Origin of the sequence: Enterococcus sp. DIV1090, assembly GCF_050537975.1 — a bacterium.
Classification (GTDB): Bacteria; Bacillota; Bacilli; order Lactobacillales; family Enterococcaceae; genus Enterococcus; species Enterococcus faecalis.
Genome location: NZ_CP172917.1, coordinates 2,354,729 through 2,369,419 on the forward strand (window position 1 = coordinate 2,354,729; position 14,691 = coordinate 2,369,419).

Annotated in this window: 15 protein-coding genes and 2 riboswitches; of the genes, 3 read left to right on the forward strand and 12 right to left on the reverse strand. The window is 40.0% G+C overall.

The genetic code is table 11. The features are described 5' to 3' along the window. Positions 1–10: 10 nt before the first annotated feature. Genes IGL48_RS11355 through IGL48_RS11365 form a run of 3 tightly spaced genes read right to left on the reverse strand, consistent with a single transcriptional unit; the run spans position 11 to position 2,573 of the window. Positions 11–664, reverse strand: coding sequence for a CbiQ family ECF transporter T component (locus IGL48_RS11355; RefSeq protein ID WP_002362491.1), 654 nt, complete (start codon positions 662–664; stop codon positions 11–13). After that, complete coding sequence (locus IGL48_RS11360) at positions 655–2,013, reverse strand: ABC transporter ATP-binding protein (RefSeq protein WP_048949447.1); 1,359 nt, start codon at positions 2,011–2,013, stop codon at positions 655–657. Before IGL48_RS11360 ends, IGL48_RS11355 begins: the two co-directional genes overlap by 10 nt. Next, positions 2,010–2,573, reverse strand: a complete 564-nt coding sequence (locus IGL48_RS11365; RefSeq protein WP_002387204.1) for an ECF transporter S component — start codon at positions 2,571–2,573, stop codon at positions 2,010–2,012. Before IGL48_RS11365 ends, IGL48_RS11360 begins: the two co-directional genes overlap by 4 nt. A gap of 104 nt (positions 2,574–2,677) precedes the next feature. Next, a riboswitch (TPP riboswitch) is annotated at positions 2,678–2,768 on the reverse strand. Positions 2,769–2,946: 178 nt separating this feature from the next. Between IGL48_RS11365 and IGL48_RS11370 the strand changes: the two genes are divergently transcribed. Together IGL48_RS11370 and IGL48_RS11375 are read left to right on the forward strand one after the other, a co-directional pair. Beyond that, on the forward strand, positions 2,947–3,732 hold the full coding sequence (locus IGL48_RS11370; RefSeq protein ID WP_002362333.1) for a TraX family protein: 786 nt from the start codon (positions 2,947–2,949) through the stop codon (positions 3,730–3,732). Positions 3,733–3,895: 163 nt separating this feature from the next. Continuing rightward, positions 3,896–5,257, forward strand: a complete 1,362-nt coding sequence (locus tag IGL48_RS11375; RefSeq protein WP_002362334.1) for an MFS transporter — start codon at positions 3,896–3,898, stop codon at positions 5,255–5,257. Positions 5,258–5,306: 49 nt separating this feature from the next. On the opposite strand, the gene IGL48_RS11380 is transcribed toward IGL48_RS11375, so the two are convergent. Beyond that, positions 5,307–6,497: an MFS transporter gene (locus IGL48_RS11380; protein ID WP_010706833.1), complete on the reverse strand. Its 1,191-nt coding sequence runs from the start codon at positions 6,495–6,497 to the stop codon at positions 5,307–5,309. A gap of 144 nt (positions 6,498–6,641) precedes the next feature. On the opposite strand from IGL48_RS11380, the gene IGL48_RS11385 reads away from it, so the two are divergent. Next, the gene (locus IGL48_RS11385; RefSeq protein ID WP_002356348.1) at positions 6,642–6,998 is read left to right on the forward strand and encodes a winged helix-turn-helix transcriptional regulator; all 357 of its coding nucleotides are present in this window, start codon (positions 6,642–6,644) and stop codon (positions 6,996–6,998) included. A 92-nt stretch (positions 6,999–7,090) separates the two neighbouring features. On the opposite strand, the gene thiD is transcribed toward IGL48_RS11385, so the two are convergent. From thiD to galE, 8 genes are all read right to left on the reverse strand, one after another. Continuing rightward, on the reverse strand, positions 7,091–7,921 hold the full coding sequence (gene thiD, locus IGL48_RS11390; RefSeq protein ID WP_010824852.1) for a bifunctional hydroxymethylpyrimidine kinase/phosphomethylpyrimidine kinase: 831 nt from the start codon (positions 7,919–7,921) through the stop codon (positions 7,091–7,093). Next, a complete protein-coding gene (gene thiE / locus IGL48_RS11395; protein WP_010824853.1) occupies positions 7,918–8,553 on the reverse strand; it encodes a thiamine phosphate synthase in 636 nt (211 codons plus the stop codon). The genes thiD and thiE overlap by 4 nt, the downstream gene beginning before the upstream one ends. Then, positions 8,550–9,368 (reverse strand): hydroxyethylthiazole kinase, encoded by an 819-nt coding sequence (locus IGL48_RS11400; protein WP_002368793.1) that lies wholly within the window; start codon positions 9,366–9,368, stop codon positions 8,550–8,552. The genes thiE and IGL48_RS11400 overlap by 4 nt, the downstream gene beginning before the upstream one ends. Beyond that, positions 9,352–9,840 (reverse strand): energy coupling factor transporter S component ThiW, encoded by a 489-nt coding sequence (gene thiW / locus IGL48_RS11405; RefSeq protein ID WP_002356342.1) that lies wholly within the window; start codon positions 9,838–9,840, stop codon positions 9,352–9,354. Before thiW ends, IGL48_RS11400 begins: the two co-directional genes overlap by 17 nt. 140 nt (positions 9,841–9,980) lie before the next feature. Further along, positions 9,981–10,069: riboswitch (TPP riboswitch) on the reverse strand. A 147-nt stretch (positions 10,070–10,216) separates the two neighbouring features. After that, a complete protein-coding gene (locus tag IGL48_RS11410; RefSeq protein WP_002382484.1) occupies positions 10,217–10,531 on the reverse strand; it encodes a YbaB/EbfC family nucleoid-associated protein in 315 nt (104 codons plus the stop codon). A 20-nt stretch (positions 10,532–10,551) separates the two neighbouring features. Next, a complete protein-coding gene (gene dnaX, locus IGL48_RS11415) occupies positions 10,552–12,312 on the reverse strand; it encodes a DNA polymerase III subunit gamma/tau (RefSeq protein WP_002356340.1) in 1,761 nt (586 codons plus the stop codon). 71 nt (positions 12,313–12,383) lie between these two features. Continuing rightward, a complete protein-coding gene (locus IGL48_RS11420; protein WP_025190761.1) occupies positions 12,384–13,634 on the reverse strand; it encodes a UDP-glucose--hexose-1-phosphate uridylyltransferase in 1,251 nt (416 codons plus the stop codon). After that, entirely contained in the window at positions 13,615–14,607 is a 993-nt protein-coding gene (gene galE, locus IGL48_RS11425) for a UDP-glucose 4-epimerase GalE (protein ID WP_010824854.1), read from the reverse strand. The genes IGL48_RS11420 and galE overlap by 20 nt, the downstream gene beginning before the upstream one ends. Positions 14,608–14,691 lie beyond the last annotated feature (84 nt).

The following is a 14,691-nucleotide window of genomic DNA, read 5'->3' on the forward strand; positions in this document are numbered from 1 at the left end:
GGTTTCTCCTTTACGTTAGAAAAATAAACAAATTTGTAAAAATGATGATCAAAATAGCAAGCCCCAGACTGACTTTTGCTGACACAAAATGCTCTTTTCGACTTCTAGTAGCTCCTTCTTCATAGCCATGGGCAGACATTGCTTCAGTATATTTATCTCGCCAAGAAACAGCAACGAGCAGTGTTTTAACATAAAGCATCGGCGACCAAAAATGAAACGTTTTGCCACGGAGTAGGCTCGCTTCTTTTAAATCATTAATTTCTCTTTTCACTTCAGGTAAGGCGTGAACCACCACTAAAATTCCATAAACAAAGTTCGGTGCTAGCCCCTTTTGTTCCAATAACAACAATAATTCTTCAAAATCAACGCCTACAGCAAAAGCTAGTCCTAAACCGGCAAAGGCATACGTTCGACTAAACAAAAGCCAGGCTTGTTGACTACTCGTACCATGCAAATAAATAGACCAAAACGTCCCGATTGCTGGTAAAAGTGGCAAGAAAAATAACCAAAGCAGTAAGCGGGATTTTCGCTGGCCTATTAAAAAAATGACACAACCCATAAAAACCGCCAAATTTGCCAAAATTGACTGAGAAAAAGATAATTCAAAGGTCAAAATAAGAATCAAAGAAGCATAAATTGCTGCATTTGTTTGCTTTATTTGCATGTGGTTCCCTCCTGCCAGATAATCAGTTGTTGATGCAGCAATTCTATTCGGTAATTGCTCACGCCAGAGAGAGGTTCTAGCCGATGCGTGACGATTAGAAAATCTTGTTGCGCACTTTTTTCTTTGATCCATTCAACAAAATAATTGCATGCTCGCTCATCTAATCCAGCAAAAGGTTCATCTAAAAGTAAACAGTCCAAATCTAAGCTCAGCAAACTAATTAATTGCACCATCTTTTTTTGCCCTTCACTTAGTTGAAAAACACTGTGCTCTAGTTTTTCTTTTAAACCTAAAAAAGTTAAGGCTTCCTCTTGTTTTCTTCTTTTTTCTGCTGTCATGTTCTGACCAAACAAAAGCTCTTCTCGTAAAGTCAACGTGACAAACTGACGATTGGCTTGTTGCACCGCTAATGTCATGTGTTGATACAATTTTTTTGAAGCCCGCAAGCGGCGGCCCGCCAAGAACATTTTTCCTTGATATTTTTGTCTCTGAACGATGGCTTTTAATAAGGTGGATTTCCCCGCCCCATTTGGACCCGTCAACGTGGTAATTCCTTTAAAAAAAAGCGCTTCTTTTTCTTCAAGTAGCACTCGTTTTCCCTGAGACAAACGAAAATTTTTTAATTGGAGCATTGGTTGTTTTACCACAGAAGTTGTAAGCTGAAATGTCTGCGGTTTTGTTTTGATAAACGTCAACGGTTGCTTTTCAAACTGGCCGTTTTTCAACGTGACGACTTGGTCCACAACATCAGCGTAATCGCTGAAATCGTGGTCGCACACCAAAATCGTTTTGCCTGCTTGATGGAGTCTTGCTAAAATTTGAATAAATTGTTTTCGAGAGGTTGGATCAATACTTGCAAAAGGTTCATCTAATAAAAGAATATCTGGGTTCATTGCTAGCAGAACTGTCAACGCCGCTTTTTGTTTTTCACCACCAGATAACGTCGCTAATTCTCGTGTGAATAAGGTTTGAGTCTGAACAAGTTGAAGCGCTGTTTGGATTTTTCGGTTCATTTCTTCAGGCGAGATTCCTAAATTTTCTAAAGCAAAAATCAGTTCTCGTTCCAAGGTTTTCATTGTAAATTGTTGACTGGGGTTTTGAAACAGCATGCCAATTTTTTGCGCCTTTTCACGAGTTGATAATTGTCGGCGCTCCATTCCTTCAATCAAAATTTCTCCTTGGTAATCAAGCGGAGCAAATCCGGCAATCAATCGTAAGAGCGTTGATTTTCCACTACCACTATCGCCAATTAATAAGGAAAACGTTCCTTGAGGAATTGCTAAATTTGTCTTTTCAAACAAGGGTTGTTCTCGTGAAAAGGACACAGCTTTTAATTGGATACTATTCATTTTGCCTTCACAGCTAACCCTTGCGCAGACTGATACATTCGTAAAATAACTTTCGTTAAGAAAATACCAAAGAAACAAATAGAAACGAACCGAACGCTAATTAAAGCAATGTTCATCCCCAGTCCGTAATTGCCATAACCAAACTTAAAGTATTCATACACATAACTAAAAATAGTCGTCCCAATCGCACTATAAAATAACGTTAGTGTATCGTACCGTTTGTAGCGTGTCACCAAAAAGCCACTTTCACTACCTAGACCTTGAATCACACCAGAAATTAATACACTAGGACCGAAATACGAACCATAAAGCATTTCTGCCAAAGCGGCTAAAACTTCCGCCAAAACAGCACTTCCCGCTCGTGGAATCAGCATCGCTGCAATTGGTGCCACCATGGTCCACATTCCAAATAAAAGCTCATTGGCAAATGGACTCAGTCCTAATGGTAACAGCGCAGCATTCAATAACGCATAGAGGAATCCTGCCCCCATAAAAACACCGCCAAACAAAAAGGCTAAAAAAGCGAGTAAGACGACTTGTTGCAATGACCATTTTTTCAATAAAAAAACTCCTTTCTCTTAACAAAAAGCAAAAGGAGTGACTTAAATAAACCCTGATAAAAGAAAACACACTCATCCTAGGACAGAATGAGTGCGTGAAAAATCAAAGTAAATCGGCATTTCCCTGCGACAGTACTAACTGCATCAGGTTCAATGGGTATCATCTCAGCCATAACAGCACCCCAAATGTTTTTTATTAAAATGTACTTTTACTATAGCATAGAATAATTATAAAAACTAGTCTTGGCACTTTTTTCTTTCATCAAAAGCTGAAGAAATCAAACAATTTTGTAAGATAACTGTTAGGCAAATAAATGGTTGGTTTTTCTGGACTTTGTTATATTGTTCTTTATGAAAGAGAGGCGTTTATACTATGGGTAAAACATTAACTGGCTTTCATTTGAAAGTCATTGGGGTTATTTCAATGGTCTTTGACCATCTATTGCAATTTTTTAGTTTTTTAGGCGTGCCTGGTTGGTTCGGATGGATTGGACGAATTGCTGCACCTATTTTCTTATTTGAAAGTTCTGAAGGCTTCATTCACACAAGCAATCGGCGAAAATACATGTTCCGGTTATTGTTAGGCTTCTGGATTATGGGGATTCTGAACGGCATTTTAAATGCGTATTTTTCAACAGGTGGCTTAATTATCAATAATATTTTTGGGACGTTATTTTTAGGTACGGTCTACATGCAGTCTATGGACTATTTTAAACAAAAACAAATTGGTAAAGGGCTTCTTTGGTTTATTGTGCCTTTATTAATCAGTGCTCTACCTCTCGTTGTTTTTAGTTCTCCAGACATATTAAGCAACCCTGCTATCTTAATTGGTTTCCAACTTTTCAATCTGATTGTGCCATCACTAATGATGACAGAAGGTGGGTTTTTATTTGTTCTCTTGGCCGTGGCTTTTTATTTATTCCATGGCAAAAAATGGTTACAAATTTCAGCGATTGGCGTTGTTGCGTTGATTTCAGCAGCCAGCTATAATTTCCAAGAACTATTCGGGGTGAACCACCAATGGATGATGATTTTAGCAGCGATTCCAATTGTTCTTTATAATGGTGAAAAAGGCCGTGGCATGCGGAATTTCTTTTATATTTTCTATCCAGCTCACATTGCTATTTTTGCAATTATTAGTTTCTTCATGCAACGTTAATTATTTTCTGCTTGACGATTGCCTAAAAACTGTTTACAATGCAACATGTAAACAAATCGTACAGATAACACGCAAGTTGCGTGTCGAGAGAGAGGCGGTTTCTATTCTTATAGAAACTGCTTCTATTTTTTTACGAAAAAATGAAAACTATAGAGGTGATTAAATGGAACAAAAAAACGTACGATTATTCCCTGCCGTTTTAGCGACAGGAATTATGTCTTTTGCTGGCGTATTAATTGAAACAGCAATGAATGTAACCTTTCCGACATTAACAAAGGAATTTGGTGTTTCCACCGGTACCGTGCAGTGGGTGACAACGATTTATTTATTAGTTATTTCTATCATGGTGCCCTTATCCAATTATTTATTAAAAACCTATTCGTTAAGACGCTTATTTATTGTTGCGAATCTTTTCTTTTTGATTGGTTTAGCGATTGATGTCTATTCGCCATCTTTCAGTATCTTGTTATTAGGCCGACTCTTCCAAGGGGCTAGCACTGGGATTGCTTTGCCACTGATGTTTCATATTATTTTGAACTTTACTCCGCTAGAAAAACGAGGAACGATGATGGGGGTAGGCACATTGACCACTTCAATTGCTCCAGCCATTGGTCCAACGTATGGTGGAATCTTAACATCTTCCCTGTCTTGGCACGCCATCTTTTTATTCTTAATTCCTGTTTTACTACTTTCTTTGTTTATGGGATTATCTGCTATTCCAGAAATACCTGTTAAAAAAACCACCACTCTTGATTTGGTTAGTTTAATTGGTATTGCCCTGTTATTTAGTGGTTTGTTGATGTTTTTAAGTAAAATTGGCACATTGTTTGGCTGGCTTTCACTTCTGGCAGCCGTTATTGGCTTTGTTATTTTTTATAAACGAGCAACGACGGCTGAACAGCCACTAGTTCGTTTGACAATTTTAAAAAATCCCGCCTTCGTTTTATTTTTATGTGGCTTTTTAGTTTGTCAATTCTTATTGTTAGGTATTTCCTTTGTCTTACCAAACTTTGTTCAAATCGTCCTTGGAAAAAATGCGTTTGTAGCTGGGCTAGTCATGCTGCCAGGTGCTACAGTTGGGGCCATTTTGGCACCACTTTCTGGACGAGTGTTGGATCAATACGGCGCTAAAAAACCTATATTATTTGGCTTAAGTTTGGCGACAATCGGTTGGCTAGCTTTAACAATTTTACTAGAGATGCCTGTTTTATTAGGATTCGTCGCTGGACATGTTACCTATATGATTGGTCTAGGTTTTGCATACAGTAATATGATGACGACTGGTATGAGCTTGTTAGAGGAGAAAGATTTTGGCGACGGCAATACGTTATTTAATACACTTCAACAATTTTCTGGCGCTATTGCGACGGCCATTGTAGCGACGATTATTAATATCGCTCAAGACCACGCAGATAATTTTGCTCAGGGGACAACGATGGGCTCCCTCATTTCTCTGATTTTCTTGTTAACCTTATTAGTAATTGTTTTAATTGCTTGCTGGAATTATTTCCGCAAAAAAGCTTAAAAAAAGCAGCTGGTCAGTTCCATAGTGACCAGCTGCTTTTTTTAGTTTTCTAAAGATAGTTGTTTTTTTGTTCTTCTTGCTTCCGAATATAAAGTACGAACAAGACAGCAATTAGCACGATAAAACCACCAAAAATCGGTGTATATGTTACTGATAAATGATCTGTGACCACCCCACCTGTCATTGAGCCGACGGTAATCCCAATATTAAAGGCTGCAATATTAAAAGCTGAGGCCAAAGTGATATCTTCTGGAACATACTTTTCCGCTAATTCTACAACATATAGTTGTAAACCAGGTACATTCATAAAGGCAAATAGGCCCAACATCAAACTTGCTAATAAGCCTAGAAGACTGTTATCCATTAAAACAGTAATGAATAAAAAGACTAAGGACAGAATTAATAAGCTAAACATTTTTACTAACGAATCTAAAGGTTTTTTATTTGCCCAGTGACCACCTACTGTATTGCCAATTGCGACCATTACGCCATAAACAACTAAAATAATCACTACCGCGTTGGCTGAAAAGCCTAAATTTTCCAATAACGGTGACAAGTACGTATATGCAGCAAACGTTCCACCATAACCAAAAGCAGTAATTAGAAAAGAGAAAACGAGGGGTTTGTTCGTAAAAATCCGCGTGATTCCTTTTATGTCAACCTTCCCTGGTATCGGTAAATTTTTGGGAACTAAAAAATAACTAGCAATCAGTCCCACCAAGCCAATACTGGCTATAAAAAGAAAGGACATATGCCAAGCTGTTTGTTGCCCAATAAACGTCCCTAAAGGTACGCCAGTCACTGTTGCAACCGTTAAGCCCGTAAACATAATAGCAATGGCGCTGGCACGACGTGATGGCGGCACAACATCTGCGGCGATGACAGTCGAAACAGACATGAAAATGCCATGCGCCAATGCAGAAAGTATCCGCCCTACCAATAAAATAATAAACGTTGGCGCAAACGCAGCAATTAAATTCCCACTAATGAAAAGAAGCATAATCCCCAGCATTAATGAGCGACGATTCCATTTTCCTGTCAAAATTGTTAATAACGGCGCCCCAATCGTTACACCTAAAGCGTACAAAGAAACAGTCAAACCTGCTTGGGAAAGACTAATATGAAAACTTTTAACAATCATTGGTAATAAACCCACACTAATAAATTCTGTTGAACCGATTGCGAAAGCATTGATAGCTAATGCAAAGAGCGTTAAATTTGGTGAAATTTTCTTTTCCATTCTCTTCCTCCTAAAAAACATTTGAATTTCAACAAAAATTACTATATACTAAGATTGAAATTTTGATAAGTACCTACTTTTTTGTATCATAGGTACCTTTTAGTAACTTTTGGTTATTATCAACCTATTAAGGAGGAATGTTTTTTGGAAACTCGTACATATGCGATTGGTGTCGAAGCAACGATGGATGTTATTGGCGGTAAATGGAAACCAATTATTCTGTGTAATTTACGGCACGGCGCCATGCGCCCCAGCGATTTAAAACGCGGTATTACTGGCATTAGTCAAAAAATGCTGACACAACAATTACGGGAACTCGAAGAAGACAACATTATCGAGCGAAAAGTTTACAACCAAGTTCCACCAAAAGTCGAATATTATTTAAGCGATTATGGTCAAAGCCTCTCTGCTGTCTTAGATAACTTATGTAATTGGGGAGAATCCCACGTGGCTCATTTGCAAGAACAAGGCCAAGAAATTTATTTAAAATGTGAAGATTAGTGAACAAAACGTTTATAAACTATATTAAGAGGGAACTTTAAGCTATTTAAAGCCTGGGGAAAAATCATTTTAGATTTTTCCCCAGGCTCTTCTTATGCTTTAATAACTTGAATATCTTGCGTTAATTGGGCCCAATGATTAGTAGGTCCGTGGCCATGTCCAACAGAAATTGCTTGGCTAATGGCCCCTTGTATAAACTGTTTGCCAATCACAATCGCCGCTTCTAACGGCGTGCCTTTTGCTAATTCGGCTGCGATACACGCTGAAAAAGTATCTCCTGTTCCATGAGTATTTTTCGTTACAATTCGTGGTGCACTTAGCCAAAAGCTCGAACCGTCTTCCATTAACACATAATCAGCCGCTTGTTGATTTGTGCTATGTCCGCCTTTCATAATAATATTTTTTGTGCCCAATTGCTGTAATTTTTTTGCTGCGGTTTGCATTTCTTGCTCTGTCTTGATGGTCGTCTCTAGTAAAACTTCCGCTTCTGGTAAATTAGGTGTCACGACCGTTGCTAATGGCAACAGTTGCTCTTTAATCGTTTGAACTGCCTCGGCTTTTAACAAATGGTGTCCACCTTTAGCCACCATTACAGGATCGACAATCAACGGACCAAAATCAACTTTCTGCAAATTGCGAACAACAGCTTCGACACGCTCACTATCTGCTAACATCCCCGTTTTCGCTGCCCCAATTTTAAAATCAGCCGCCAGTGATTGAAATTGTGCATCAATAAATGAACTAGGAATCGGTAAGCTATCTTGCACGCCATACGTATTTTGTGCCGTCAATGCAATGACAATATTTAAGCCAAATGCCTGCCGTGCTTGAAATGTTTTTAAATCTGCTTGCATGCCAGCTCCCCCACCAGAATCAGAACCAGCAATCGTGACTACTTGTGGGGTCAAATTACATTCGGTCATTTTCTCGCCTCCAACATTCGCTCCGTTACACGCATCAACCCTTGAACTTTCTCGGCTATCTGTTCAGCCAGCATAATTTCACTGACCAGTGAAACACCAGCCACTCCCGTTCCCATAAGTTGTTCTATATTTTCTTCTTTGATCCCACCAATCGCCACAACAGGAATCGTGACTGCTGCAGCAATTTCAGAAAGTGTCTGCAAAGAAGTTAACGGACTGTCCTTAGTCGTTGTGGGGAAAATTGCGCCCACGCCTAAATAATCGGCGCCCTCGTTTTCCGCTTCAACTCCTCGTGCCACCGTTTTGGCTGAAACACCTACGATTTTTGTGGACCCAACCAGTTTTCGCACAAGAGCAACCGGTAATTCATCATCCCCTATATGCACACCTGCCGCATCCACTGCCAAGCAAATATCGACACGATCATTAATAATCAACGGAATCTGATACGCATCTGTTACCGCTTTAACTTTCACTGCTAATTCGTAAAAGCGCCGTGTTGACACTTCCTTTTCGCGCAGTTGGACCAATGTCACTCCACTGCGACAAGCAGTTTCAATTCGGTTTAAAAATTCAGTATCACTAAAATCATACCGGCCTGTCACCAAATAAACTTTCAATTGCTCTCTCATAGCACTCGTCCTTTCACCGCCTCAAACCAATCCTTCTCCTTCATTAAAAGAGATAACTGATTTAACGTATTTTGGCGAAAATCGGCCAGCCCTTGGCTCTTAGTCTTGGCTTTTTCTCCGCAAAGATTAAAATAGCTCACTGCGGCTACTGCCGCAGTCATTGGCGCGTTGCCTTCACCTAATAAAGCGGCAACTAATGCGCCGACTAAATCGCCCGTGCCAGTGAAACAATCCAACTCAGGAACGCCATTTTGTAAGACAATCACTTGCTCTTGGCTAACCAAGACATCTTGAATCCCTGTTGCTAAAAATACCGTCTGGGGAAACTTTTGCGTTTGTTGACGTAAAGCTTGAATCAGTTCCTCAATTGCTTCTTCACTTTGATCCAAAGGGCTGCCGTCTACTCCTCGACCATGACTCACCAACTGGCAAAAAGTCCGCATTTCTGAAAGATTCCCTTTCACAACGGTTGGCTGATTGTGCACCAGCTTTTCCCCGACTTCACTCCGAATATCACTGGCGCCATAACCGACTAAATCGACCACGGTCGGTTTAGTCACTTGCCGAGCATAATCACTAGCTGCTAACAAGCTTTGCTCTCGTTCTTGTGATAAATGGCCTAAATTCAAAACCAAGGCACTGGTTTGCTGAAACAACTGCGGAAATTCCCGGGGATCATCTGCCATAATGGGCTTAGCATCAATATAAAGTAATGCATTCGCCATAGACTCACACGTAATTTCATTCGTAATGCACTGAATTAATGGTGCCGTTGTCAGTGGAAAAATCGTTTCAAACTTAACGCTTGTTTTCATAAAAGTACCCTCCTAAAAATAATTCCTGTGTTTGTTTAAATACCCGAGTTTCTTTCAGTTTTACTAAGACAAGCCAAGCAATCACTGAACCAATCAGTGTGGCACCAATAAATCGTGGTGTATAAATGAACCAATAAAAATTCTGCTTACTGCCAGTAAACCAAACCATTACAGGATAGGACAATAACGAGCCAATGATGCCTGTCCCAAAAATTTCTCCTAGCATCGACCAGCCTAATTTTTGTCCCCATTGATAAAATAAACCAGCAAAAAACGCGCCAAAGACGGCACCTGTTAACGCTAATGGCGGAATACCTAAGAATGTCATACGGATTAAGCCGCAGACAAGTGCCATGAGCGTTCCGTAAAGAGGACCTAATAAAACTCCGGCAATAATGTTCATGACACTGGACATAGGGGCCATTCCCTCAATTCGCATTAACGGCGATAATACGACGTCCATCGCAATCATTAAAGCTAGTAACGTAACTCTGTGGATTCGATTTTTTTCCACGTAAAAAAACTCCTTTCTGCGAGAAGCAAAAGGAGGCGCGACTGAAAAAGACAGAAAAACCCAACCACAAATAAACGTAGTTGGGTGCAATAATCGGTCAAAATTTCAAGACATTTCCCTGCGCCAGTCCTAACTGTTTCAGGTTCCATGGGTATAATCTCAGCTAATAGCACCCCAAATGTTTCTCTTCAATTGGCTTTAGTATAGCATAGTTTTTTGGAAGCGACTACTAAAATTGCCAAAGAGTTTTCCCACAAAAACAGAAAAAACGTCATGCCCAAAAAGTTCGATTTTTTAGGCATGACGTTTTTCATACTTTCGTTTGTCTTATTTTTTAGAATCCTGGCATTCCTTTGGTGTATTTACCTAAAGTTGCTTCAGTTTCTTTTTCAATTTTTACTAACGCATCGTTGACAGCCATAATGACTAAATCTTGTAACATATCAACGTCTTCAGGATCAACCACGTCTTCTTTAATGGTCAAATCTTTCATTGTGCGATCACCAGTAAAGGTCGCTGTCACAAGTTGATTGGTGGCTTCACCGATAAATTCTTTTTCATTTAGCGCTTCTTGCGCTTTGGCCATTTCTTTTTGCATTTTTTGTACTTGTTTCATCATGCCTTGCATGTTGCCCATTCCTCGCATCATAATTCCTCTACTCCTTCGTATTAATCATCTAGTACTTCGACAAGCTCTTCACCAAACATAGCGATTGCTTCATCTACTACTGGATTTTCTTGTGAATGTTCATTTGTTACAGGCGGTTCGTCCGCTAGACGAGCCATTTCATTTTCAGGTTCAGAATGATTCAAACTGCCCTGATTTTGGTTAATAAAACTTTGTCTTAGTTTTGGCCAGCTTTCTCTAGTAATGCAGACCATCTCTGGTGTATAGTCCATCAAACGGCTTAAATTATTATTGAAAGCTAACTGCATCTCTTCATCGTCTGTTGCACGAGCACAAACAATCTCATAGTCAAATGCCACCACGATGCCCTTAGGACTCGCTGCGACAGGTTCACTAGCTTTGAGCATCGCTCGTTGAGTCACAGATAATGTTTGCAGTAAGTCTTCCCAGACATTTTTCACATTCATTAAATGTGTTCTAGTCGCTTCGTTTAAGACTTGATATACCCGTTCTGTGGGTACACGGAACGAACTTTTTGGCGCTTGTGGTCGTGCTTGTTGACGTGGCGCATCTGCTTCTTTGGCAGCTACACCGTGTTTCTTTAATTCAGCCAGTTCTTTCTTCAGTTGCCCGATTTGATTTTGTAAATCTGCTAATTCTGGATTTCCCTCTGCACTACCATCTTGATTAGCTGTTTCTGGCGTGTTGTGTTTATTGGGTTGCACCGTTTTAGCCAATTTGACAGTGGCTACTTCCAGATAGATATTCGCATTGTTGGTAAAGCGGATCTCATTTTGTGTGTCACTTAAAATTTGGATTAGTTGGTAGATTTTTTCAGCAGGTGTTTGTGTAGCTAGTTCCTTAAATGCTTCTGTCAAAGTTCCTGCTTTTTCTGCTAATAACTTCGGTGCTTGCTGATACATCAGCAAATCTCGACAATATAATAACAAATCTTCTAAGAAACGGCGCGCTTCTTTGCCTTCGCCTAAAATACTTTCCAAGCCTTCTAATGCTCGTTCAACATCACCGGCGACACAACACTGAATATAATGATCCATCATTTCATAGGTTAGGCTGCCTGTCACTTGCATTGCATCTTCCAGTGTTACTTTTTCATCACTAAAGGAAATCGTTTGATCCAAGATACTCAAGGCATCTCGCATCCCGCCTTCCGCAGCACGCCCAATCACATAAAGGGCTTGTTCCTCATAATCGAGAGCCATTTCCTGCATGATATGGGCCATATGATCGACGATATCTTGCGTACTAATTCGCTTAAAATCAAAGCGTTGCGTCCGTGAGATAATCGTTAACGGAATCTTGTGTGGTTCAGTCGTTGCTAAGATAAAAATAACATTTTGTGGCGGTTCTTCCAAGGTTTTTAAGAGTGCATTGAACGCGCCTGTTGATAGCATATGAACTTCATCAATAATATAAACTTTGTACTCGGCTTGTGTCGGTGCATACTTTGCTTTATCACGAATATCACGGATTTCTTCCACGCCATTATTACTCGCCGCATCAATTTCAATGACATCATTTAAACGACCTTCCGTAATGGCTACACAGGTTTCACAAACATTACAAGGTTCACCATCTTGACTATGTTTACAGTTAATCGCTTTAGCGAAAATTTTTGCGGCACTGGTTTTACCTGTACCACGAGGGCCAGTAAATAAATAGGCATGAGATGTTTTCTTTTGCACTATCGCATTTTTCAGTGTCTGAGTAATTGCTTTTTGTCCTACTACGTCATCGAAACGTTGTGAACGCCAGACCCGATAAAGTGCTTGATAAGCCATTTTTTACCCTCCCTTATTTTTCATTCTTATCTATTATACGTGATTTTTAGTCATTCGGCATCTTTTTTCTTTTAATGAGTCACTGGCGCAACCATTGCTAAAAAAGCCGCTTTTCCTTCACTTGTTTCTGCAAACGCACTGGCTTCTTTTAATCGCTGTTGATACGCTGAAGCGACAGTTTCAAGTGCCTGCGTTTTCTGGTTGTTCCAAGTCGTTAAACCTTGGACTTCTGCTAACGTTAACGAAGGCTTTGCTTGAGGTCGACTAAAAATTAAGTCCATGACATATAAAAGTTCTTTTCGTCGGGCAACGATTTGTATCTCATCCGTTGGCAGTTTTAGCATTTGCCACTGCTCAAAAATATCATTTGCGGCTTGGGCAACTTCTGACGCATTCGGTCCCTCTAAGCGAAATGTCGCAACTGGCCAATTCACCATTCCTGCGTTGATTAAAGGATAGTTAGCTAACTCAACATATTCTGAAATGCTCGCTTCGGCTAATGGAAATTGTTGCAAACCCGTTTGATAATAGACATGCTCATTTTGTTCAAAGTCAGCATCAATCCCAGCAAAATAATGAGGAAAGACCTCAACAATTTTCAACAATTGCTGAAAAGTCTTAACTGAACGTTTCGCTGCCTGATGTTTTTCAAACGCAATCACACCTTGTTGCTGATATTGTGCCTGTTTTACAAAGGAAAACCCCCAGCTTTCGCCATCTAAGTTCATTCGAATCACTCGATGGTTCGTAGTCGCAGGAAATTGCTGACTTCCCTGGTAGCCTTCTGTTGCCATGCACCATTCACAGCGGGGATAGCTTTGTGCAGAGAGCGTTGCTTTTGGCGCCTCACTGTGGACCTTATTTGCTAAAAAATCACCATAGACTGTTGAAAAAACAACAGGTTTTTCCTGTTCAATGACCGTACCGTTTTTTTGACAAAGTTGGTAAAAATACTCGGTAGCCTCTTGTGGCTCTTTGGCATAATGTTGTGCAAAAAAAGCATTAACCACAGAAGGTGGCGGTGTCAACAAATCCATCAATTGCACCATGAACTGTTCTTTTTGTTGCTCTGTTTTTACAAGTTGGTTGGCACTCGCAATTTGACACAATTGTTCCGCCAAATCAGCGGCGGGTGTTGCCACAGGCCGTATGTCTACTTCGCCTAATTCTTGTTCACCAATCATTGATAATAAACGGTTCTGAAGATATAAGCGATCCAACTCCATCCAACCACCTGCTTGAATAGCAAGTGTGGTAAAATCGGCAATCATTTGACTCGTGGTCATCGATTCATTCCTCCTATTACTTTTCTTGATATCCATGTGGATGAGCTTGGTGCCATTGCCAAGCGGTGGCGATAATGTCCTTGACCTCAGTTACTTCTGGTTGCCAGCCTAAAACTCGTTTGGCTTTTTCACTAGAAGCAATTAACGTACTAGGATCCCCTGCTCGGCGTGGCGCGATTGTCGCAGGGATTTCTTGACCTGTCACTTCGCGAGCAGCATCTAACATTTCTTTAACAGAATAGCCGTTGTTGCTACCCAGGTTAAAGACGTCACTTTCGCCGCCATTTTTCAAGTATTCTAAAGCCAAAATATGTGCTGCAATCAAGTCTTCAATATAAACATAATCTCGAATGCACGTGCCATCTGGTGTATCATAATCATCCCCAAAAATACTTAGCTCTGCTCGTTGGCCTAATGCCACTTGTAAAATAATTGGCACAATATGCGTTTCTGGCGTGTGATCCTCACCAATTGAGGCATCTTTTTTTGCTCCTGCAACATTAAAATAACGCAAAGCAACATATTTCATTCCATAAGCGTTGTCGCACCATTTCATGATTTTTTCCATCATTAATTTACTTTCCCCATACGGGTTTTTAGGATTCGTTGGGGTTTCTTCTGTAATAGGCATTGCTTTTGGTTCGCCATAAGTGGCCGCTGTGGAAGAAAAAACAATATGTTTCACTCCGAATTCTTGCATGACTTCCAAGGCAATTTGAGTGCCGTGAACATTGTTATTGAAATACATTAACGGTTTCTCCACGGATTCTCCTACTAAAGAATTGGCCGCAAAGTGCAACACCCCTTCAATTGATTCTTTTTCAAAGACACTACGTAAAAAAGCTTTATCACGAATATCGCCTTCATAGAAAGTCGCTTGTTCATGAACTGCTGAACGATGCCCTGTTAATAAATTATCAACAACCACAACGGTATAGCCTTTTGAAATTAATTGATCGACGGCATGTGAGCCGATGTAGCCTGCGCCACCTAATACTAAAATAGACATAAATACGCTCCCTTTTCTCTCTAATTTCTTTTTCTATTGTACCATTAAATAAGGTTTACTTCTGAATTATTTCATTTTGTAAAC

Excerpts from the sequence above, each read along its gene's own strand:
- IGL48_RS11355 (WP_002362491.1), bottom strand. The coding sequence starts at position 664 with ATGCAAATAAAGCAAACAAATGCAGCAATTTATGCTTCTTTGATTCTT.
- IGL48_RS11360 (WP_048949447.1), bottom strand. The coding sequence starts at position 2,013 with ATGAATAGTATCCAATTAAAAGCTGTGTCCTTTTCACGAGAACAACCC.
- IGL48_RS11370 (WP_002362333.1), top strand. The coding sequence starts at position 2,947 with ATGGGTAAAACATTAACTGGCTTTCATTTGAAAGTCATTGGGGTTATT.
- IGL48_RS11375 (WP_002362334.1), top strand. The coding sequence starts at position 3,896 with ATGGAACAAAAAAACGTACGATTATTCCCTGCCGTTTTAGCGACAGGA.
- IGL48_RS11380 (WP_010706833.1), bottom strand. The coding sequence starts at position 6,497 with ATGGAAAAGAAAATTTCACCAAATTTAACGCTCTTTGCATTAGCTATC.
- thiD (WP_010824852.1), bottom strand. The coding sequence starts at position 7,921 with ATGACCGAATGTAATTTGACCCCACAAGTAGTCACGATTGCTGGTTCT.
- thiE (WP_010824853.1), bottom strand. The coding sequence starts at position 8,553 with ATGAGAGAGCAATTGAAAGTTTATTTGGTGACAGGCCGGTATGATTTT.
- IGL48_RS11400 (WP_002368793.1), bottom strand. The coding sequence starts at position 9,368 with ATGAAAACAAGCGTTAAGTTTGAAACGATTTTTCCACTGACAACGGCA.
- thiW (WP_002356342.1), bottom strand. The coding sequence starts at position 9,840 with ATGATTGCGATGGACGTCGTATTATCGCCGTTAATGCGAATTGAGGGA.
- IGL48_RS11410 (WP_002382484.1), bottom strand. The coding sequence starts at position 10,531 with ATGATGCGAGGAATGGGCAACATGCAAGGCATGATGAAACAAGTACAA.
- dnaX (WP_002356340.1), bottom strand. The coding sequence starts at position 12,312 with ATGGCTTATCAAGCACTTTATCGGGTCTGGCGTTCACAACGTTTCGAT.
- IGL48_RS11420 (WP_025190761.1), bottom strand. The coding sequence starts at position 13,634 with ATGGATATCAAGAAAAGTAATAGGAGGAATGAATCGATGACCACGAGT.
- galE (WP_010824854.1), bottom strand. The coding sequence starts at position 14,607 with ATGTCTATTTTAGTATTAGGTGGCGCAGGCTACATCGGCTCACATGCC.